The sequence below is a fragment of the Sorangium sp. So ce394 genome, assembly GCF_051474665.1.
Lineage (GTDB): Bacteria > Myxococcota_A > Polyangia > Polyangiales > Polyangiaceae > Sorangium > Sorangium cellulosum_D.
Map to the genome: position 1 here is coordinate 13,071,804 of NZ_CP150339.1, position 19,835 is coordinate 13,091,638.

Annotated in this window: 14 protein-coding genes; 7 read left to right on the plus strand and 7 right to left on the minus strand. The window is 73.6% G+C overall.

Annotated elements, in window-relative coordinates; all coding sequences use genetic code 11:
• The first annotated feature begins 193 nt into the window (after window positions 1–193).
• Window positions 194–1,279, plus strand: a complete 1,086-nt coding sequence (locus WMF33_RS48360; RefSeq protein WP_437334904.1) for a hypothetical protein — start codon at window positions 194–196, stop codon at window positions 1,277–1,279.
• 82 nt (window positions 1,280–1,361) lie between these two features.
• Window positions 1,362–2,600 carry a phosphatase domain-containing protein gene (locus WMF33_RS48365; protein WP_437334905.1) on the plus strand — a complete coding sequence of 413 codons (1,239 nt, stop codon included), beginning with the start codon at window positions 1,362–1,364 and terminating at the stop codon, window positions 2,598–2,600.
• Between the two features lie 66 nt (window positions 2,601–2,666).
• On the opposite strand, the gene WMF33_RS48370 is transcribed toward WMF33_RS48365, so the two are convergent.
• From WMF33_RS48370 to WMF33_RS48380, 3 genes are all read right to left on the minus strand, one after another.
• The gene (locus WMF33_RS48370) at window positions 2,667–3,284 is read right to left on the minus strand and encodes a hypothetical protein (protein ID WP_437334906.1); all 618 of its coding nucleotides are present in this window, start codon (window positions 3,282–3,284) and stop codon (window positions 2,667–2,669) included.
• Between the two features lie 68 nt (window positions 3,285–3,352).
• The gene (locus WMF33_RS48375) at window positions 3,353–4,525 is read right to left on the minus strand and encodes an aminotransferase class V-fold PLP-dependent enzyme (protein WP_437334907.1); all 1,173 of its coding nucleotides are present in this window, start codon (window positions 4,523–4,525) and stop codon (window positions 3,353–3,355) included.
• A gap of 81 nt (window positions 4,526–4,606) precedes the next feature.
• Window positions 4,607–5,359, minus strand: coding sequence for a helix-turn-helix domain-containing protein (locus WMF33_RS48380; RefSeq protein ID WP_437334908.1), 753 nt, complete (start codon window positions 5,357–5,359; stop codon window positions 4,607–4,609).
• A gap of 42 nt (window positions 5,360–5,401) precedes the next feature.
• Here WMF33_RS48380 and WMF33_RS48385 point away from each other — a divergent pair, with 42 nt between their 5' ends.
• Both WMF33_RS48385 and WMF33_RS48390 read left to right on the plus strand, forming a co-directional pair.
• Complete coding sequence (locus WMF33_RS48385; RefSeq protein ID WP_437334909.1) at window positions 5,402–6,595, plus strand: cytochrome P450; 1,194 nt, start codon at window positions 5,402–5,404, stop codon at window positions 6,593–6,595.
• 387 nt (window positions 6,596–6,982) lie between these two features.
• Complete coding sequence (locus WMF33_RS48390) at window positions 6,983–7,753, plus strand: hypothetical protein (protein WP_437334910.1); 771 nt, start codon at window positions 6,983–6,985, stop codon at window positions 7,751–7,753.
• 57 nt (window positions 7,754–7,810) lie between these two features.
• On the opposite strand, the gene hisC is transcribed toward WMF33_RS48390, so the two are convergent.
• The 3 genes from hisC to WMF33_RS48405 are packed head-to-tail and all read right to left on the minus strand — an operon-like array spanning window position 7,811 to window position 10,882.
• A complete protein-coding gene (gene hisC / locus WMF33_RS48395; RefSeq protein WP_437334911.1) occupies window positions 7,811–8,893 on the minus strand; it encodes a histidinol-phosphate transaminase in 1,083 nt (360 codons plus the stop codon).
• Window positions 8,894–8,936: 43 nt separating this feature from the next.
• Window positions 8,937–9,779, minus strand: coding sequence for a hypothetical protein (locus WMF33_RS48400; RefSeq protein ID WP_437334912.1), 843 nt, complete (start codon window positions 9,777–9,779; stop codon window positions 8,937–8,939).
• Window positions 9,770–10,882: an AAA family ATPase gene (locus WMF33_RS48405; protein WP_437334913.1), complete on the minus strand. Its 1,113-nt coding sequence runs from the start codon at window positions 10,880–10,882 to the stop codon at window positions 9,770–9,772. The genes WMF33_RS48400 and WMF33_RS48405 overlap by 10 nt, the downstream gene beginning before the upstream one ends.
• A 568-nt stretch (window positions 10,883–11,450) precedes the next feature.
• On the opposite strand from WMF33_RS48405, the gene WMF33_RS48410 reads away from it, so the two are divergent.
• From WMF33_RS48410 to WMF33_RS48420, 3 genes are all read left to right on the plus strand, one after another.
• Window positions 11,451–15,392 carry a protein kinase domain-containing protein gene (locus tag WMF33_RS48410; RefSeq protein WP_437334914.1) on the plus strand — a complete coding sequence of 1,314 codons (3,942 nt, stop codon included), beginning with the start codon at window positions 11,451–11,453 and terminating at the stop codon, window positions 15,390–15,392.
• A 306-nt stretch (window positions 15,393–15,698) separates the two neighbouring features.
• The gene (locus WMF33_RS48415; protein WP_437334915.1) at window positions 15,699–17,045 is read left to right on the plus strand and encodes a phenylacetate--CoA ligase family protein; all 1,347 of its coding nucleotides are present in this window, start codon (window positions 15,699–15,701) and stop codon (window positions 17,043–17,045) included.
• Window positions 17,042–18,232 (plus strand): glycosyltransferase family 4 protein, encoded by a 1,191-nt coding sequence (locus WMF33_RS48420; protein WP_437334916.1) that lies wholly within the window; start codon window positions 17,042–17,044, stop codon window positions 18,230–18,232. The genes WMF33_RS48415 and WMF33_RS48420 overlap by 4 nt, the downstream gene beginning before the upstream one ends.
• Before the next feature lie 123 nt (window positions 18,233–18,355).
• Here the strand turns inward: WMF33_RS48420 and WMF33_RS48425 are convergent, their stop codons facing one another.
• Complete coding sequence (locus tag WMF33_RS48425; RefSeq protein ID WP_437334917.1) at window positions 18,356–19,795, minus strand: sigma 54-interacting transcriptional regulator; 1,440 nt, start codon at window positions 19,793–19,795, stop codon at window positions 18,356–18,358.
• Window positions 19,796–19,835 lie beyond the last annotated feature (40 nt).

The following is a 19,835-nucleotide window of genomic DNA, read 5'->3' on the forward strand; positions in this document are numbered from 1 at the left end:
CCGAGGTCACAGCTCCCGGGAGTGAAATGTGGCGGGACGATTCGAGCGCAGCTGCCGCGCCACGGCTGAGCTCGCGGGGGGGCCGCACGGTTCCGACGCTCAGGGATCCCAGCCCTGGCGCGCCTTGACCCCGCACGGCTGGGCGGGCGGGCCTTGGGCCGGCGCCACGTCGGGGCGTAGACTGACAGGCACCATGGACGGTGCGGCACGCCTGCTCGCGTGGTTCCACGAGGCCCTGGCGCGCCACCAGCCGGACGACGCGGTCTCGTTCATGGAGGCGCAGGCGCGCTTCACCTCGGTGCTGCAGGGCCTGATCGCGGTGGAGCGAGGCGGCGGGATGCTGTTCGGGATGGTCCTCGCCGGCGAGCACGTCGACGCGCTCGTGCGCGCGGCGCGCCCGGCGCTCGGGGAGACGGCGCACGCCTTCCGCGCGCACTTCGAGCGGCGCTACGGCGAGCGCGGCCGCAAGGAGGTCGCCCGCATCGCCGCCGACCTCCGCTACGCGCCGTTCCTCGACCGCGGCCCCCTCCGCCCCGACCCGGCCGTCGACGAGGCGCTCGCGCAGCTCATCGACGCTTGCCTCGACCCGCGCCGCGCCGCGCCCGGCGCGGGCAGGCGGGACGCGGCGCCCGCGGACGACCGGCTGGAGGACACCCTCCGCAGCGCCCTGGTGCGGGGCAGCTTCGCCTCCTCCGCGCCGCGCGCCGGCTGGTCCGTCGCGGTGAAGACCCCCTCGCCGGAGCGCCGGCGCGAGGTGGCCGAGGTCGAGGCGCAGCGCGGGGCGCTTCACCCGCAGATCGAGGCGCTCTATGCCGCCATCGACGGCCTCGCCCTCCTCGACGCGGGCGGCGCGCCCTCCCGGGTGCCGTGGCCCGCGGCGCTCCCGCCGGCGGCGATCGTCGTCCTGTCGCCGCTCGCGCAGGGGACCGTCCTCCGCAAATCGACCTCGTCGAGCAGGATGGGAGCGATGGAGCTCCTCACGCTCGCCCGGCTGCCGGGGCACATCGTGCACACGGAGTCCGACCGCGGCGTCGAGATCGAGCTCACGGTGGCCATGTACCTCGCGGTTCGCGCGGGGACCGCGGAGATCTACCTGACCGCCGGCGACTACGCCTCTCCGGCGCACTTGCTCGCGCCCGATCTCGTGAGCTTCCTGCGCGCGCTCCGCGGCGCGGGGCCGCGCCTCGACGGCGTCCTCGTGGCCCTCTCGGAGGTGCTCGGCGGCGGCGCGTCGGCCCTCGCGGAGGTGCTCCGCGGCCGCGCGCCGGCCGGCGGCTGAGCCCCGGCGGCGCGCCCTCGCGGCGCCGCGGGATCTCCGGCCGGACAGGGCGCCGGCAGATCCCTTATCCTGCCGGGGCGCCATGACGATCGACGCCACCCCCGACGCGTCCATCCCGTCGGTGCTGCCGAAGCTCGACGAGATCCGGCAGCGCATGGCCTCGCACACCGACCGGCGGGACGAGCGGCGGATCCTCGAGATCCTCGCCGGATCGACCGCCGCCGAGCTCGACGAGCTGCTCGTCCTGCTCGACCTGCCCGCGCTGCTGGGAGACATCGACGATCGCCTCCTCGGCCCCGACAACCGCACCGCGCTGCTCGAGCTCTTGACCGCCGAGCGCCTCGGCGACCTCGGCGTCCCGGCGCGCGCCGCGCTCGCCTCGGCGCTGCAGCGCGGACGCACGGGCCGCCGCGACGAGCAGGCGCTGCGCCGCCTCTGGCTCGGCACGCGCGGCGCCGACGTCACGCGGCTCAAGAACGCGCTCGACGGTCGGGGCCGCTACCACGACCTCCACCAGCTTTTTTATCACGACATCGACGACGACGGCCTGCGCGAGGAGCTCCTCGCGCACATCGCGGCCGAGGCCGTCCCGACGGGCGAGGTGAAGATCCTCTCCGACATCGACGACACCTTCTATGCGAACTGGAAGGACGCGCGGTATCCGAAGAAGACCGTCTATCCCGGCGTGCTCCAGTTCTACGCGGAGCTCGACCGCGGGCCGGGCCCGGAGCCCGGGCGGGCCGGCGACCTGACCTTCGTCACGGCCCGCCCCGGCGACCGCCTCGGCCTCGTCGAGGACGCGACGCTGAGGGCGCTCGCCGCGCGCGGCCAGCTCGCCGCGACCGTGCTCGCGGGCTCGTTCACGCGCCTCATCGGCAATCGCGCGATCGCGGAGAAGAAGCTCGAGAACTTCCTGGAATACCGGCGGCTGTACCCCGAATACGGCTTCGTCTTCGTCGGCGACAGCGGGCAGGGCGACATCCATTTCGGTCAGCGGATGCTCGAGCGCGCGCCGGAGTCGGTCCAGGCGATCTTCATCCACGACGTCGTCGCGACGCCCGAGCGCGCGCGGCAGGAGCTCGCGGTCTCGGGCGTGCACCTGTTCGACACGTACCTCGGCGCGGCCGCCGTGGCGCTCGAGCGCGCCCTCCTCCGCCCGGAGGGCGCGGCGCGCGTGGCCGAGGCCGCGCTCGAGGCGTTCGCCGCGATCCCGTTCCCGTCGCACGACGGCCGCGAGCCGCGCCGGCTCGAGATGGCGCGCGACCTCGCGCGGCTCAACGAGCTCCTGCCGCCGTCGCTGCGGATAGCGACGATCCTGTGAGCCGCGCTCCGAGGGACTCGAGCTCGACGCGAGGAGGGAAGACGGCGACGTCCTCGAGGTGAACGATCAGGGGATGTTGAAAAACTCCTGACAGCAGCCCTTCTTTACCCCGCACGGGTCGGGCAGGGCTTCTTGACAGGTCCCGACCTCCACGCTGTTGACGAGGCAGACGCACGTCGTCGTGCCGCCAGCGGGCGTGTCGCACCGCATCTCGTGCCGCTTGCCCAGGCACGTGGCCTCGCACGAGCACGTCGTCGCGCCGTCCTCGCCGCCTCCGCCGGAGCACAGCTCGCCGCCGGCGCATCCGTGCGTCTCCATGCACGTCTCCAGCGCAACCATCTGCTCCTGGCACGAGGGGGGCACATCGCGCGGACACGTGGAAGCGTAGGGCAGGGCACACGTGAAGAGCACGGCGGCCTTGTCCTCGCACAAGCCGCCGGCGTCCTCGATCCGGTCGTCGCAGAAGTCCTCGCAGTCCGACTCCTGAGGTTCGCAGCCGCTCGCATTGCGAGCGTTGCAGAAGTTCATGCACGCTTGCTTGGCATCCAAGCCGTCCGATCCGCCCGAGCCGGCGCCACCCGACCCCACAGGCTCATTGTCATCATCGACGGAGCCGCACGCCGCGAGCAGGCCCAGCGCGCCCACGCACAGCGTCATCCCAAGCCCCTTCAGAAAGTTTCGCATCGCGCGATGCTAGCCGGGGCCGCGCGCGCCGAGAACGACGAGCAACAAGCGGACGCCGCGCCTCCCCCTCAGGCCGCGCCGACCGCGGCGGCGAAGCGATCCACCTCGGATTCGTCGTTGTAGTAATGGACCGAGGCGCGCACCAGATCGGGAATCCCGCGCGCCTCGAAGTCGAGCAGCGTCCCCGCCGCGGTCGACACGCTGACGTGGATCGCCCGGGCGCCGAGCCGCGCCTTCACGGCCGCGGCGTCCTCGCCGTCCCGGGTGAAGGTCACGATGCCGCAGCGCTGCTCCCCGAGATCGCGCACGGCGACCCCGGGGAGCTCGGCCAGCCGCGCGCGCAGGCGCTCGGCCAGCGCGCAGACCCGGTCGCGGATCGCGGGCAGGCCCAGCCGGAGCGCGTACTCGGCCGCCGCGCCGAGCCCGAGCCGCCCGGCGACGTAGCTCTCCCAGTTCTCGAAGCGCCGGGCGTCCGGCCGCAGCTCGTACCGGCCCGGCGCGGTCCAGGTGGCCGCGTGGAGGTCGAGGAACGGCGGCTCCAGCCGGTCGAGCAGCGCGCGCCGCACGTAGAGGAAGCCGGTGCCGCGCGGCCCGCGCAGGTACTTGCGCCCCGTCGCCGACAGGAAATCGCAGCCGATCGCCTCGACGTCGATCGGCAGCTGCCCCACCGACTGGCAGGCGTCGAGCAGGAAGGGCACGCCCGCCGACCTGGCCCGGCGGCCGATCGCCTCCGCCGGGTTGACCAGCCCGCCGTTCGTGGGCACGTGGGTGATCGCGATCAGCTTCACCCGCTCGTCGAGCAGGCGATCGAGCGCGGACAGCGAGACCGCGCCGCGCTCGTCGCTCGGGATCGGGACGATCTCCGCGCCGGTGCGCCGCGCGACCTGCAAGAACGCGATGTAGTTCGAGGCGTACTCGGCCCGCGCGGTCAGGATGCGATCGCCCGGGCCGAAGCGGAGCGAGTAGAACGCCATGTCCCAGGCGCGCGTCGCGTTCTCGACCAGCGCGATCTCGTCCGGCGCCGCGCCGATGAGCCGCGCGACCGACCCGTAGACCGCCGCGAGCCGCTCGCCCGCCTCCGCCTCGGCCTCGTAGCCGCCGATGGCCGCCTCGCGCCGCAGGTGCTCGACCACCGTGTCGACCACCGCGGCCGGGGGCAGCGACGACCCCGCGTTGTTGAAGTGCAGGACGCTGGCGCAGGCCGGGGTGTCGCGGCGCAGCGCGGCGATATCCATCGTCATGACGTCATCTCCTCGCCAGGCCGACACGCTGCCGGCAGGGCAGCACCACGTCAATCGCAGAGGCCGCCCCCGGGCGCGGGCTCACTGCATCAGCCCGGTGCGCAGCTCGGTCGGGGAGTAGCCGAGCATGCGGCGGCAGGTCCGCGAGAAGTGCGCGAGGTCGGCGAACCCCGCGGCGTGGGCGGCGCCCGTCGCGTCGAGGCGGGCGAACGCCGCCAGCGCGACGAGGAGCCGGCGCCAGAGCTGGAAGGTGCGGATCGGCACCCCCACGTCGCGCACGAACAGCGCCTGCAAGTGCGCCTCGGAGATCCCGGCGCGCGCGACCGCGCGCCGCCGGTCCCCCGCCGGATCGCGCAGCGCCTCGAGGACGCGGGCGACGCGCCCGTCCGGGGCGCGCCGCGGCGACTCCTGCGCGAGCCAGGCCGCGATCTCCCGGGCGAGGCCGTCGAGGACGTCGGGGCGCGACAGGGACGCGGAGTGCGCCGCCACGGCCCCGTCGATGCGCGCGCGGAGGCGGCCCTCGAGCGGGCAGGCCCCGCCGCGCTGGCGCGTGTAGCCCGCCACGTGCGGCGTCACCTCGGGGTCGTAGAGGAGCCCGATCGTGGGCCCGGGGCACGAGGCGGCGTGCCACTGGTCCGGGGGCACCACGACCACGCGCCCGCGCACGACGCCGCCGCCCGGCTCCGGCGCGGTCACCGTGACGTCGCTCTCCAGCCCGACCAGGACCGCCGCGCCGTGCTCGGCGTGGAGGGACGACGCCATCGCCGTCGAGGCGCGCACCGCGAAGGACTCCGCGATCACGGCGCCGATCCGGGATTCGTTCAAGCGGCCCACGCCCTCGAATCCTACCGTGGCTCGCGACGGAGGTCGTGAGCGATGAACCTGTTCTCGGACGAGATGCGCCGAAACCCTTACCCCCTGTACGACCAGCTCCGGAGCGGCTCTCCCGTGCTCCACTATCCCCCCTCGGACACGTGGATGATCTTCGACTACGACGGGGTGAAGCGGGCGCTCCACGACCATGAAGCGTTCAGCTCCGTCGTGTCGCCGCCGGGCAACAGGACCTCCGAGTGGCTCCTCTTCATGGACCCGCCGCGCCACACGAAGCTGCGCGCCCTCGTCCAGCGCGCCTTCACCCCGAAGGCCGTGGCGGCGCTCGAGCCGCGCGTCCGCGAGCTGTCGCGCCGGCTCCTGGACCGCGCGATCGAGCGCGGCGAGATGGACCTGGTCGAGGACTACACGGTCCCTCTCCCCCTGCTCGTCATCTCCGAGATGCTCGGCGCGCCGATCGAGGACCAGCCGCGGTTCAAGCGCTGGAGCGACGTGATCCTCGACCTCAGCACTACGGTCTCGGGCACCGAGGCGGGGGCCCGGGCGATCGCCGCGTTCACCGCGGTGAGCGCCGAGATGCAGGCCTACCTGAGGGGCCTCATCGCGGCGCGGCGGGAGGCGCCGAGGGACGATCTCCTGACCCGGCTCGTCGACGCCGAGGTCGACGGCGAGCGGCTGGGCGAGGACGAGATCCTGGGCTTCTTCCAGCTCCTCCTCGTGGCCGGCCACGAGACGACCACGAACCTGATCGGCAACGCCGTCCTGTGCCTGCTCGAGGACAGGGCCGCGCTCGCCCGCGTCCGGGCCGAGCCCGAGCTCCTGCCCGCCGCGATCGAGGAGGTCCTGCGCTACCGCTCGCCGGTCCAGGCGATGTTCCGCGTGACGAAGCGCGACGTCCCGATGCACGGCCAGGTGATCCCGGCCGGCAAGCCGGTGCTGGTGATGATCGGCTCGGCGAACCGAGATCCGCAGCAGTTTCGCGACCCCCACCGCTTCGACATCGCGCGCGATCCAAACCCGCACGTCGCGTTCGGGCACGGGCTCCACTTCTGCCTCGGGGCGCCGCTCTCGCGCCTCGAGGCCAGGATCGCGCTGTCGGATCTCGTGACGCGGCTCGCGGACCTCCGGCTCGCGAGCGACGCGCCGTGGGAGCCGCGCCGGGCGATCCACGTGCTCGGCCCGACCCGCCTGCCGATCCGCTTCGCGCCCGGGCCGCGCCTCGACCGGTCCGAGACGTAAGCGCCCCTCGACGCGCGGAGCGTCCGGCTGTCCTGATGTCTGCCGGCCTGATGCCTGCGGGCCGCACCCGCTCCGCCGCGCGATCCGGCCGGAGCGGCCGCGCCTCGACGGCCCGCGGGTCCGGCGCGCGGCAGAGCGCGTCCAGCGCGGCGCGCGGCGCGGGCGGCGGCGACCCATGCGCCGCCGACGGCACGATCGCGGGTTGCTCACGACGCCTCCCACCCCTGGCACCGCCATTGCTCAACCTCGCTGACGCCGGTGCGGCGCGCTCGACGCGACGGCGACGGCGCGGCCCTCGGCGGCGCTCTCGTCGCGCGCGGCGCGAGGGCGCCGGCGAACCGCCGTCCCGCCGCCGAGGCGGCCGACAGGACAGGCATCGAGGAATCCATGAGCGAGCAGACCTCCATCAAGGTCGTTGTTCCACGCGAGATGACGCCGGACGAAAAGCAGATCCTCGTCGACGAGCTCTATGCCCTCCGCCGCCGGATCTTCGAGGGCGCGCAGCGGAAGCGGAGCTTCGCCAGCAACGTCGTCGAGGCCGGCGCGGAGCACGGCGCGGTCGTGCTCCACCGGGGCGCGGGCGGTCAGCTCGTCGGCTATTTCGCGATCGAGATCCTCGAGCGGGAGTCCTGCGGCGCGACGGTCGCGATCTTCCGCGGCGAGTCCGGCGCGCTCGGCGGGCGCTCCGGCGGCGATGGCGCCCTGCGCGTCGTCGGCGATGTCGTCCTGCGCCTCGTCCTGGAGCGGCTGATCCGCTACATGCTCGCCCACCCGGGTCGACCGGTCCATTGCCTGTGCTCGCTCGCGCACCCGTCGAGCTACGCGCTGTTCTCGCGGTTCGTCGACATCACCCACACGGGCCCGGTCGAGAGCCAGGTGGCGGGCGCCGACGCGCTCATGGCGGAGCTCGCCGCCTCGTTCGATCTCGAGTCGAGCGAGCATGGCAGCCCGCTCGTCTTCGAGGCCGGGCGGGCGGACGAGCCCGCCGACGACTGCGGCTTTCTGCACCTCTACGAGAACCCGTCGGTCCGTTGCTTCGTGTCGGCGCACCCCGGCACGGCGGAGGGGCGCGGGCTGGTCACGCTCGTGCCGCTGAGCCTGGGCGGCATGGTGCGCGCGGCGGCGCGCTATGCGGGGCCGTCGTCGAAGCGCGGGTAGGGGGCGCCTCGCCGAGCGCGCTTCAGCGCGCCCGGCGGGCCGGCGCTCCCGAGGGCGTCACTTCAGCACGTCCGCCAGGCTGTCGAGGAAGCGCTGGTTCTCGCGCTCGGTGCCGATGGTGACGCGCAGGCTGGTCGGCAGGTTGCCGAACGGCCGCACGATGACGCCCTTGCGGAGCAGGGCGTCGTAGACGGGGCGCGCTGGCCGCCCCACGTCGACGAGCACGAAGTTCGCCTGGCTCGGCGCCACCGACAGCCCGAGCCGGGTGAGCTCGCGCGTGAGCCGGTCGCGCTCGCGGAGGTTCAGCGCGCGGCTGTTCTCGACGTGCTCGGCGTCGTCGAGCGCCGCGATGGCGGCCGCCTGCGCGATCGCGCTCACGTTGAACGGCGCGCGCGTCCGGTTCATGTAGTCGATGAGCTTGGCCGGGCCCACGGCGTAGCCGACGCGGAGGCCGGCGAGGCCGTAGATCTTCGAGAAGGTACGCACGACGAGGAGCCGCTCGCGGAGGTGGCGGAGGCGCATGGAGTCCGGGAAGTCCGGCGCGTCGGTGTACTCGATGTACGCCTCATCCATGACGATGACGACCTCGGGCGGCACCTCCTTGAGCAGGCGCTCGACCGCGCCGCGGCTCACGTGCGTGCCGGTCGGGTTGTTCGGGTTCGCGACGAAGAGGAGGCGCGTCTTCGGGGTGACGGCCGCGGCCATGGCCTCGAGGTCGTGGCGCAGGTCCCGCAGCGGCACGGCGGTGAACGGGACGCCGTACGCGAGCGCGACGAGCTTGTAGACGACGAAGGCCGGGTCGCCGAAGACGATGTGCGACCCCGGCGTCGCGAAGGTGTGCACCACGAGGTCGAGCAGCTCGTTCGAGCCGTTGCCCTGGACGACCTCTTCCATGGCGACGCCGTGGATCGCCGCGAGCCGTTCGCGGAGCCGGTAGGCCGACGCGTCCGGGTAGAAGTGCATGTTCGCGATCTCCCGGCGCGCCGCCTCGATGGCGCGCGGGCTCGGGCCGAGCGGGTTCTCGTTCGAGGCGAGCTTCACGGCGTCGGTCACGCCGAGCTCGCGCGCGAGCTCCTCGATCGGCTTTCCCGCTTCGTAGGGAGCGAGCATCTCGACGGTAGGCAGAACAAGCGCAGACATGGGGGCGCACCGTATCACAACCTCCGAGGCGTGAGCGGCTGGATCAGGCGCCCGCGCTCGTCGCCTCGGTTTCCGGCGCGGGCATCCAGGCCTCCACGGCCGACCGGAGCGCCGCCCACTCGGGGAGCCACGAATGGGGCTCCGCGTCGTGCTCCAGCGCGTTGAGGATCCGCTCCTCGAGCTCGGGTTTTCTCTTGAGTATCGGGTGGAATCCAGGTGTGTGCTGGATCTTCGCGAGGATGTTTTTCCCGGCGAACACCTCGAGCGCGTGCTGACGGAAGCGCCCGCCGCTCAGGCAGTCTGGCACGTGGCGTTCGAAGGCCTGGAGCAGCTTGTCTTTGTCGAGCCGAGCGCCCTCGGTGTACGCGTCGGCTTTGTCTTGAAGCTCCTGCTTGGTGGCGTCGAGGCGCACCTGGGTCTCGAGCCGGTTCCGCCACGGCGCACAGCAGGTCAACGCGATCCGCGCCGCGGTGACGCGACCGAGCGCATCGAAGACGCGCTCGAGCTGCGCCACGTAACGGCTCTTCGCCGCTGGATCCCACCGGAGGGCGCGCGCCAGGACGTCGGGGTCGAGAAGATAATTCTCCACCTCTTTGCGCCGCCACATCCATCCGAGCACGAGCTGCTTCTCGCCCTGGCGTAGGGTCCACCGACGAGGGCCGGGGTCGGTGGCCTCCGTCCAGGCGCCGGGGTCCCTGGGGAAGTCGCCATCGATGAGCCCGCAGACGCCAGGGTTCTGGCGGCGCCGGCCGCGGATCAAGCCCGCGAAGGCGTCTTTGCCGCCCGAGGGCTCGACCTGAACGCCGGTGCCCCGGAGGATCGCGTGGAGGAGCCTGACGTCGGGACCGTTGTCTTCGCCCTCGCACAGCAGCACGCTCACAGGCACGGCCGTCCCTCCGGAAGCCGGTGGATGGTGTGAGGGCTGACGAGCGTCGAGACCGCGCGCGCGTGCGTCGTGAACAGGAATTGATTGTCCTCGCCGAGGCGGGGCAACAGGCCGAGCAGCGTCTGCGCGAGCGGCGGGTGCAGGTTCAGGTCGATCTCGTCGATGAGCACCACCGAGCGGTGGATCTGCTGCCTCACGAACTCGAACACGACCGGAAAGACGGATTGCTCGCCCGCCGACATCTCGCTCAGCGTGTACGTGCGGCCTCCGTCCTTCAGCACGAAGCGATCGTCCGCCGGCGTGGGTCCGTCGAACAGGGTCTCGAGCCCAGCGAAGCTGCGACCCGGGAACGCCGTCCGGTAGAGAGCTTCCAGCTCGCCGAGGTAGTCGCGCTCTGGGTGTGGTCCGAGCCGCTCCCGGTTTCGGTGCCAAATCTTGAGTATCGTATCGAGCCGAGCAACGGCGGTCTCAAACCGGACTCCCGTCTCGTTCGGCGGAGTGGGGTCGGACGCCTCGCGCTCCGACAGCTCGCGCGCGCCGGACAGCGCGATGTTGCGGAACTGGTCGTACCAGAACACCCCTGGCAGCCGAGAGAAGAGGGCGCGGAGCTTGGCGTCATTCCGGACCGAGGCGGCGACGTACGAGCGCCCTCGGAACTGGTAGATCTCGCGCGCGGAGCCGGTCGTCCTCACCCGAGCCCCCTCGAGACGCAACGTCACGACCCGGCTGTCCCCGGGCTCCCTGAACGACTCATGGCTCGTGGGGCTCACGAGGTCCCACCAGCGCCTCGCGGCTTCCTGTGTCGCGGCGATCTCGTCGTCTTCGAACTCGACCGTCAACTCGACGATCGGATCGCCGTGCACGAAATACCGCTCGGGTGCCCACCCGGTCCAGCCGAAATGGCGTATATCGGGGATCTTCCGCTGCGCCAGCGAGAGCGTGAGGGCGATGGCTTGCAGGATGGTCGTCTTCCCTGACGCGTTGTCGCCAAGGATCAAGTAACGATCGGCCACATCCCCGGTCGCCTTGTTCTTGAAGTCCAGCTCGACGCCGGGAGGAGCGAATTTCTTGAAGTTCTCGATCGTCGCTCGGCTGATCTTCATGGAGAGAACCTCGTCACGGGGAACCGACGGCGTGAGGTCTTACCACGCTCGATCGGAGCGGCCTACCAGCGCAGAGCCTCGCAATCGGGCAGCGCGCTGCCGCGGCGCCGCTCGGGCTCCCTCGACAAGGGCCGCCGCACCGGCGCGACCTCGGTCGACAGGCGCGACGCTCCGCGCCGGGCGGCCGGGCTGCTCGCGAACACCGTGGCGACGACGCCGTCGAGGAGCGATGCGGCGCCCGCCGGGAGGCGCTGGAGACGACGGAACGCAGTCCGTGTCACTTCGCAGGCCGTGCTGTAAACGGCGGGGCACACGTCGTGTCACTTCGCAGGCCGTGCTGTAAACGACGGGGCACACGTCGTGTCACTTCGCAGGCCCAGCCGCAAACGGCGGGCGTACATCGGTCACCCCCCGCAGCCCGGCGGTGCTCCTCGCCGCTCCTCCCACCTCCCCACGGCTCCACCGCCCCCGGCGCCCCGCGCGCCAGGGCCGCCGGCGGCCTCGTCCCGCGCACGGGCGCCGGGATCTCGCCTCTCGGTCCGCCCTCCGTGTGATACTCGCCGTCCCGATGAAACCCGGGGACATCGTCGCCGACCGCTTCCTGATCGAGCGCCTCGCCGGGTCGGGCGGGATGGGCTCCGTCTACCGCGCCCTCGACCGGCACACCGGCGAGACCGCCGCCCTCAAGGTCATGTCCGGCCGCGGCCTCGAGCACAGCGAGCGCTTCGCCCGCGAGGCGCAGGTCCTCGCCGAGCTCAGGCACCCGGGCATCGTCCGGTACATCGCCCAGGGCGCCACCGAGAGCGGCGAGCCGTGGCTCGCCCTGGAGTGGCTCGAGGGCGAGAGCCTCGCCGACCGGCTCCGCCGCCGCGGGCTCACCGTCGCCGAGAGCGTCACCCTCGGCCTCCGCGTCGCCGAGGCCCTCGCCGAGGCCCACCGCAACAACGTCGTCCACCGCGACCTCAAGCCGAGCAACCTCTACCTCGTCGACAAGGCGGTCGAGCAGGTCAAGCTCCTCGACTTCGGCATCGCGCGCCTCACCTCGCTCGCGCCCCTCACCATGACCGGCGTCGTCATGGGCACGCCGTTCTACATGGCGCCCGAGCAGGCGCGCGGCGAGCGCGCCGTCGGGACCCCGGCCGACGTGTTCGCCCTCGGCTGCGTCCTGTTCCACTGCCTCACCGGACGCCCGCCGTTCGTCGGCGACGACATCCACACCGCCCTCCTCCGCGTCGTGCTCGACGAGGCGCCCCGCCTCCGCGACCTCCGCGCCGACATCCCCGAGAGCATCGACGCCGCCGTCGCGCACATGCTCGCCAAGGACCCGGCCCAGCGGCCCGCGAACGGCGCCGCCGTCGCCATCGAGCTGCTCCGCGTCGGCGAGATCAAGAGCACCCCCCCGGCGCCCGTGAGCCGGCGCGCGAGCGCGCTCACGACCGGCGAGCGGCGGACCGTCTGCCTGATGCTCGCCCGGGTGGGCCAGCCGGAAGCGCCGGCCTGGCAAGGGCCCACCATGCCGATGACCCTCCCGATGACCATGCCCCTCGCGCGCACCGTCTCGGAAGACGAGGTGAAGCGCGTGGCCACCCGCTTCGGCGGGACCCTCCAGACGCTGGCCGACGGGCTCCTGCTCATCACCCTCGAGGGGCGCGGCCTCATCACCGACCAGGCGGCGCGCGCGGCCCGGTGCGCCCTCGAGGTGCGCGACCTCCTGCCCGGCGTGCAGATGGCCCTCGTCGCGGGCCGCGGCTCCGCCGACGACCGCCTCCCGATGGGCCCGACCATCGACCGCGCCGTGCGCCTGCTCGACCGCGCCGACGGCGGCTCCGTCCGCCTCGACGAGGTGATGGCCGGCCTGCTCGACGCCCGCTTCGACGTCGGCGGCGACGCGACCGGCCTCGTGCTCCGCGCCGAGCGCGACCTCGTCGAGGCGGCGCGCACCCTCCTCGGCCGGACGACGCCGTTCGTGGGGCGCGACCACGAGCTCGCCATCCTCGACGCCGTGCTCGACGAGTGCCTCGCCGAGCCGACCGCGCGCGCCGTGCTCATCACCGCGCCCGCGGGCCTCGGCAAGAGCCGGCTGCGCTACGAGTTCCTCCGCCGCGTCGAGGAGCGCGAGCAGCGCGTGCAGGTCTGGCTCGGCCACGCCGACCCGATGAGCGCCGGCTCGCCGTTCGGGATGCTGCGCCAGATGCTCCGCCGCGAGGCCGGGCTGTCCGGCGGCGAGCCGCAGGAGGTCCGCGAGCAGCGCCTCCGCGCCCGCGTGGGCCGCACCCTCTCGGGCGGCGACCTCGCCCGCGTGACCGAGTTCCTCGGCGAGGTGGCGCGGATCCACTTCTCCGACGAGGGCCGGGTCGAGCTGCGCGCCGCGCGCAGCGACCCGATGCTCATGGGCGACCAGATCCGCCGCGCCTGGGAGGACTTCGTGCTCGCCGAGTGCCGCGACGAGCCGGTGCTCCTCGTGCTGGAGGACCTCCAGTGGGGCGACGTGCCCACCGTCAAGCTCATCGACGCGGCGCTCGCGCTCCGGGACCAGCCGCTCATGGTGCTCGCGCTCGCGCGGCCCGAGGTCGAGGCCGTCTTCCCGAAGGTGTGGGTCTCGCGCGGCGTGCAGGAGATCCGGCTGCGCGAGATCGGGCGCCGGGGGAGCGAGCGGCTCGTGCGCGAGGTGCTCGGGGACGCGGTGACGCCCGACCTCTGCGCGCGGCTGTGCGAGCGCGCCGGGGGCAACGCGTTCTACCTGGAAGAGCTCATCCGCGCCGCCGCCTCGGGGCGCACCGAGGCGCTGCCCGAGACCGTGCTGTCCATGGTGCAGGCCCGCCTGGAGTCGCTCGACGGCGAGGCGCGGCGCGTGCTCCGGGCGGCGAGCGTCTTCGGCCAGAAGTTCTGGCGCGGCGGGCTGATGGCGCTGCTCGGCGGCGAGCGCCGGGCGCCGCAGGTCGACGGGTGGCTCGCGGTGCTCGTCGATCGCGAGCTCATCGCGCGCCGCGGCGAGGGGAAGTTCCGGGGCCACGACGAGTACGCGTTCCGGCACGCGCTCGTGCGCGAGGCGGCGTACGCGACGCTGACCGACGCGGACCGCGCGCTCGGCCATCTGCTCGCCGGCGAGTGGCTGGAGGCCGCGGGCGAGCGCGACGCGGCGCTCCTCGCCGACCACTTCGAGCGCGGCGGCGACGCCGAGCGGGCGGTCATCTGGTTCCGGCGCGCGGCGGAGCAGGCGCTCGGGGCGAACGACTTCCGCGCCGCCATCCAGCGCGCCGAGCAGGGCGCCGCGAGCGCCGAGGTCGACGGGGAGCTCTTCGCGGCGCTGCGCCTCGTCCAGGCCGAGGCCCACAAGTGGCTCGGCGAGGCCGCCGAGGCCGAGCGGTGCGCCGTGATGGCGATGAACGGCTTCCCGAGGAAGAGCGCGCTCTGGTACGCGGCGGCCGCGGAGGCGGCGTCGATGCGCGTGCGCCTCGGCATGGGCGAGAGGCTCGCGGACCTCGTCGACGAGCTCCGGGGCGGGCGGCCGAGCGGCGAGCGCGGCGGGCCGCCGGAGCTGCTCGACGAGGCGACCGGCGCCTCGGTGAGCGCGCTGGCGCGCATCGCCGGGTCGCTCCTGCACGGCGGCCAGTACGCCGCCGCCGAGGAGATCGTGCAGGAGCTCGCGCGGGTGGCGATGCCGCTCGCCGAGCGGGACGCGGCGGTGGCGGCGCGCCTCCACGCGCTCCGCGCGTCGCAGGCGCTCTGCTACGGCGACCCGGCGGCGTCGCTGGAGTGGACCGAGCAGAGCATCCCGGCGTACCTCCAGACGGGCGACATCCGGAACGCGTGCCTGAGCCGGGTGAACGCGGCGCACTGCCTCGTGCAGCTCGGGGCGTACGGCCGCGCCGAGGCGGAGCTGCGCGACGCGCTCGCCGAGGCGGAGCGGCTCGGGCTCTACAACGTGGCGGCGTTCGCGAAGCAGAACCTGGGGCTGCTCTGGATCCAGCAGGGCGATCTCGGCGCGGCGCGCGCGGTCACGGCCGAGGCGGTGGAGGCGTTCGCGGCGCAGGCGAACCGGCGGCAGGAGGCGCGGTCGCGCGCCTACCTCGCGGCGATCCTGACCCGGCTCGGCAGCCTGGGGGCGGCCGACAACGAGGCGGGCGCGGCCGTGGCGATGCTGGCGCACGTGCCGACGCTCCAGGCGCTGGCGCTCGCGGTGCGCGCGCGGGTGCTGCTCGAGCAGGGCCGCGCCCACGAGGCGCTCGAGGCGGCGCGGCGCGGGCTCGGGCTGCTCGTGTCGGTCGGCGGGACCGAGGAGGGCGAGGCGCAGATCCGGCTCGTGTACGCCGAGTCGCTCCGGGCCGCCGGCCACCACGACGCGGCGCGCGAGGCGATCGCGGTGGCGATGCAGCGGCTCGTCGCGCGGGCGCAGTGGATCCGCGACCCGGCGCGGCGGCAGAGCTTCTGCCAGGCGGTGCCGGAGAACGCCAAGACGTTCGCGCTGGCGGCGCTCTGGCAGCAAGAGGCGGAGCCCACCCTGCAATGAGGCGCCGAGTCGCGGGCCGGGCGCCGCGTGCCGCGTGCCGCGTAGAAGCGCGACGAGCCCGTTCGCCCGGCCGCGCAGCGTTGGCCGGCCGCGCGGCGTCGACGGAGCGCCGCCCGTAGCGTCGCGGGCGTGTGCTTTCGCCGGCGCTGGAACAGCCTTGATGCGAAGTCCATCCACGACACCTCCGTTACCCTCGTGAGAGCGCACGAAACGCGCGCGCCGCGGCGGCCGCGGCAGCTTGACTGTTTGTCGGAGCTCCGAAAGAATCGTCCGTCGGTAGATATGTATTCAGTACTCTTCCGGAACGTGCTGTTTCCCGTTTACGAGACGAAACTCCGAAGGAGGGCGACGCTGACATATCTCGATGAGCTGAAGCGGTCCCAGTGGCGGCCGGAGAGCGAGCTGCGCGAGCTCAACTGGCGAAAGATGCTGGCGACCCTCCGCTTCGCCGAGGAGAAGGTGCCCTTCTACCGGCGCCGCTTCGCGGAATACGGCGTGCGGGTGAAGGACGTGCACGCGCCCGCGGATCTCGTGCGCTTCCCCGTCCTGACCAAGGCCGATCTCCGCGCGCACGGCGGCGAGCTCATCGCGGAGGGCTGGAACGGCAAGCTCTTCAGGAGCGGCACGGGCGGATCGACCGGGGAGCCGGCGCAGTTCTTCTACGATCACACCACGTACGAGTGTCGTCAGGCCGCCGCCCTGCGCGCTGACGCGTGGGCCGGCGGCCGCATCGGGGACAAGGAGCTGTACATCTGGGGCATACCGACCCACGAGCCCCGATGGAAGAAGGTGAAGCGCACGCTGCACGAGGCGGTCCTCCGGAAGAAGACGGTCAGCGCGTGGAACCTGGCGGAGGCGCGGCTCGCGGGGGTGGTGGACGAGATCCTCCGCTACCAGCCGAACCTCGTCGTCGGGTACACGAGCCCGCTCTACTACACGGCGCGCTACGCGCTCGAGGCGGGGCGCAGGCTGCCGACGCCGAAGGGGATCATCGCGACGGCGGAGCGGCTCTTCCCGCACCAGCGCGAGGTCATCGAGAAGGCGTTCCAGGCGCCGGTCTACGATCGCTACGGATGCAGGGAGATGATGCTGATCGGCGCGGAGTGCGAGCGCCGCGAGGGCAAGCACCTCAACATCGAGAACGTCTTCGTCGAGGTCCAGTGCGGCGGCCGGCTCGCGCGGCCAGGCGAGCCGGGGGAGGTGATCCTGACCGACCTCCTGTGCCGGTCGATGCCGCTCATCCGCTACAAGAACGAGGACGTGGTGGTCGCGGCCGACAAGTCCTGCTCGTGCGGCCGCGGGCTGCCGCTGCTCGCCTCGGTCGAGGGGCGGGTGCTCGACATGATCGTCGGGCCGGACGGCCAGCTCCTCTCGGCCGTGTTCTTCCCCTACTTCTTCAAGGACAACCCGACGGTGGAGCGGTACCAGGTCCACCAGGACAAGTCGCGGGCGATCACGATCCGGATCGTCCCCAGCGCGGGCTACCAGCCGGAGACGTCGCAGGCGATCGAGCGCGATCTGCGCCGGTTCCTCGGCGAGCGGGCGGACATCCGGGTGGAGCTCGTCGACGAGATCCCGGTCACCTCGGGCGGGAAGTTCCGCTTCACCGTGTCCGAGGTGCCGATCGAGTTCGGGCGCGAGGCCGCGGCGTGAACGGTGCCCCCGAGGTCCGGCCGGCGGGCGGCGAGGGGCCGCGCGCCGCGCCGGGCCATCCCGCGAAGGTCGCCCACGTCGTCCTTTCGCTCAACGTCGGCGGGCTCGAGCGGGTGGTGCTGCGGCTGCTCGAGCGGACGGCGCGCGACCGGTTCGCGCCGATCGTGTGCGCGCTGGAGGAGCCCGGCGCGCTGGCCGAGGAGCTCGCGCGGCTCGGCGTGCCGCTCGTGGTGCTGCCGCGGCGGCCCGGGCTCGACCCGGGGCTGCCGGTGCGGCTGTCGGCGTGGCTGCGGCGCGAGGGGATCCGGCTGGTGCACACGCACAACCCGGGGCCGCACCTCTACGGCGCGCTGGCGGCGGGCCTCGCGCGGGCCGCGAGCCTGCCGGGGCGGGGCGGGGGGCCGCGCGTCATCCACACGAAGCACGGGCGCAACTACCCGAAGCAGAAGCGGAAGGTGCTGGTCAACCGGCTGGCCGCGGCGCTCACGGACCGGGTGGTGGCGGTGAGCGACGACGCGCGCGCGGTGGCGCTCGAGGTGGAGCGGGTCGATCCGGCCAAGGTGGTGACGATCCTGAACGGCGTGGACACGGACGTGTTCCGGCCGGGCGACGCGGGCGCGGCGCGGGCGCGGCTCGGGGTGCCGGCGTCCGGCTACCACGTGGGGTGCGTCGCGCGGCTGTCGCCCGAGAAGGACCACGCGACGCTGCTCGCGGCGTTCGCGCGGCTCCGTGAGGTGCGGCCGGACGCGCACCTCACGCTGATCGGCGACGGCCCGCTGCGGCCGGCGCTCGAGGAGCAGGCGGCGCGGCTCGGGCTCGGCGGGGCGGTCGCGTTCACGGGGACGCGCGGCGACGTGGCGGAGCTCTTGCCGGCGTTCGACGTGTTCGCGCTCGCGTCGCTGACCGAGGGGATCTCGCTGACGCTGATCGAGGCGGCGGCGGCGGGGCTGCCGATCGTGGCGACGCGGGTGGGGGGCAACCCGGAGATCATCGAGGAGGGGTCGACGGGGCTGCTCGTGTCGCCGGGGGCGCCGGAGCCGCTGGCGGCCGCGCTGGAGGCGGTCGCGGTGCGGGAGGACCGGGCCGCGATGGGGGAGCGCGGGCGGGCGCGGGTGATCGAGCGGTTCGGGCTGGACCAGATGGTCCGCGCGTACGAGGAGCTCTACGCCGAGGTGCTCGGGGGGTAGGGCCATCTGCGATCTCGTGGAGATCGGGATCACGCCCGATGACGGCGTATCCACCTGATACGCCGATGCCACCGTGAGCCTCGGGACATCGACGGAGCTGGACCACGAATCCGCGCTGTTTGCTCACCCCCCCGTGTCCTCGCCCCCGCCCGCGGCGCGTCGCGCGAGCCAGCGGCGGAGCTGGTTCCTGTGCATGCCGAGCGCCCGGGCCGCGCGCGTCACATTGCCCTGCTCACGGCGCAGCGCCGCCTCGATCTCCTCCTCGGCGGGCCACGACGCTGCCCGCTGCGAGGGCCGCTCCTCCGCCGCCGGCTGCGGCGCCCGCGCGGCGTCCTTCGCCGCCGTGCCGGTGGCGCTGCCGGACACGACCGCCGGCGTCCCGGGGAAGGCCAGCTGCCCCGCCGACGGGGAGAGGTGATGGTCCTGCACCACCGAGCTGCCCGCGAGGTGCGCCTCCTGCGCCGCTGCCCGGATCTCCGCGGTGAGCTCTCGAATGTTCCCTGGCCACGCCCGCAGGAGGCACGCCTCGATCAGCGACGCATGCGCCCGAGGGGGCGCGCTCGCCTCGGCGCGCGCGCCGGCCGCCGCATGTCGCAGGGCCGCATCGACGAGCCACGGGACGTCCTCCGGTCGCTCCCGGAGCCGCGGCATGCGGACCGAAGGCCGCGCGATGCGGAAGAAGAGATCGTCGCGCAGCTTCCCGGCGGCCACCTGCGCCCGCAGGTCCTTGTGGGTCGCCGAGACCAGCGCGAAATCCACCTGCACGGGCCGTGACGCCCCGAGCGGGAGCACCTCCTTCGCCTCCAGCGTCCTCAGGAGCTTCGCCTGCACGCCGAGGTCGAGCTCGGCCACCTCGTCGAGGAAGAGCACCCCGCCGCGCGCGGCCTGCACGTACCCTTCGGCGTCCGCCGCGGCGCCCGAGTACGCCCCCTTGCGGGCGCCGAAGAGCAGCCGCTCGGCCAGCCCCGCGGGGATGGCCGCGCAGTTCACGGGCACGAACGGCCCGTCGCGCCGCGGGCCGAGGGCGTGGAACGCCCGCGCCGCGTGCTCCTTGCCCGTTCCGCTCTCGCCGGCGACGTGCAGCGTCGCCCCGAGGCGCGCCGCCCGGTCGATCGCGTCCCACGTGCGGGCGAGGGTCGCCCCGAGGATCGTGCCGCCGGTGCGCGAGACCCCCGCGCGGAACGGCTCGACGTCGGCCAGGAGCAGGAACACCGACCAGCCCGTGCGCACGATCCGGAAATCGGCGCCGGTGCGCGCGCCCACCAGCGGGACGCCGTCGAGCCAGGTGCCGTTCCGGCTGTCGAGATCCTCGACCCGCCACGCGCCGCCGGTCCAGCGCACGCGCGCGTGCCTTCGCGACATCCGCTGATCGTCCAGGTGCACGCCCGCGACCTCGCACCGCCCGAGCTCGATCTCGCCGTCCTCCAGCGGGAGCACGTCGCAGCGCGGGCTGTCCACCGAGAAGATGAGCAACAGCCCGGGTTTCGGCTCCTTGGGACCGAGTTGCTCGGACGGGAGGCCGGGCGCGTCGTCCAGGGTCGTGTTCCGTGCGGGGAGCACCACGTCCCCGCGGAGTGTAACGCGGGTCTCTCGTCCGGTGCAG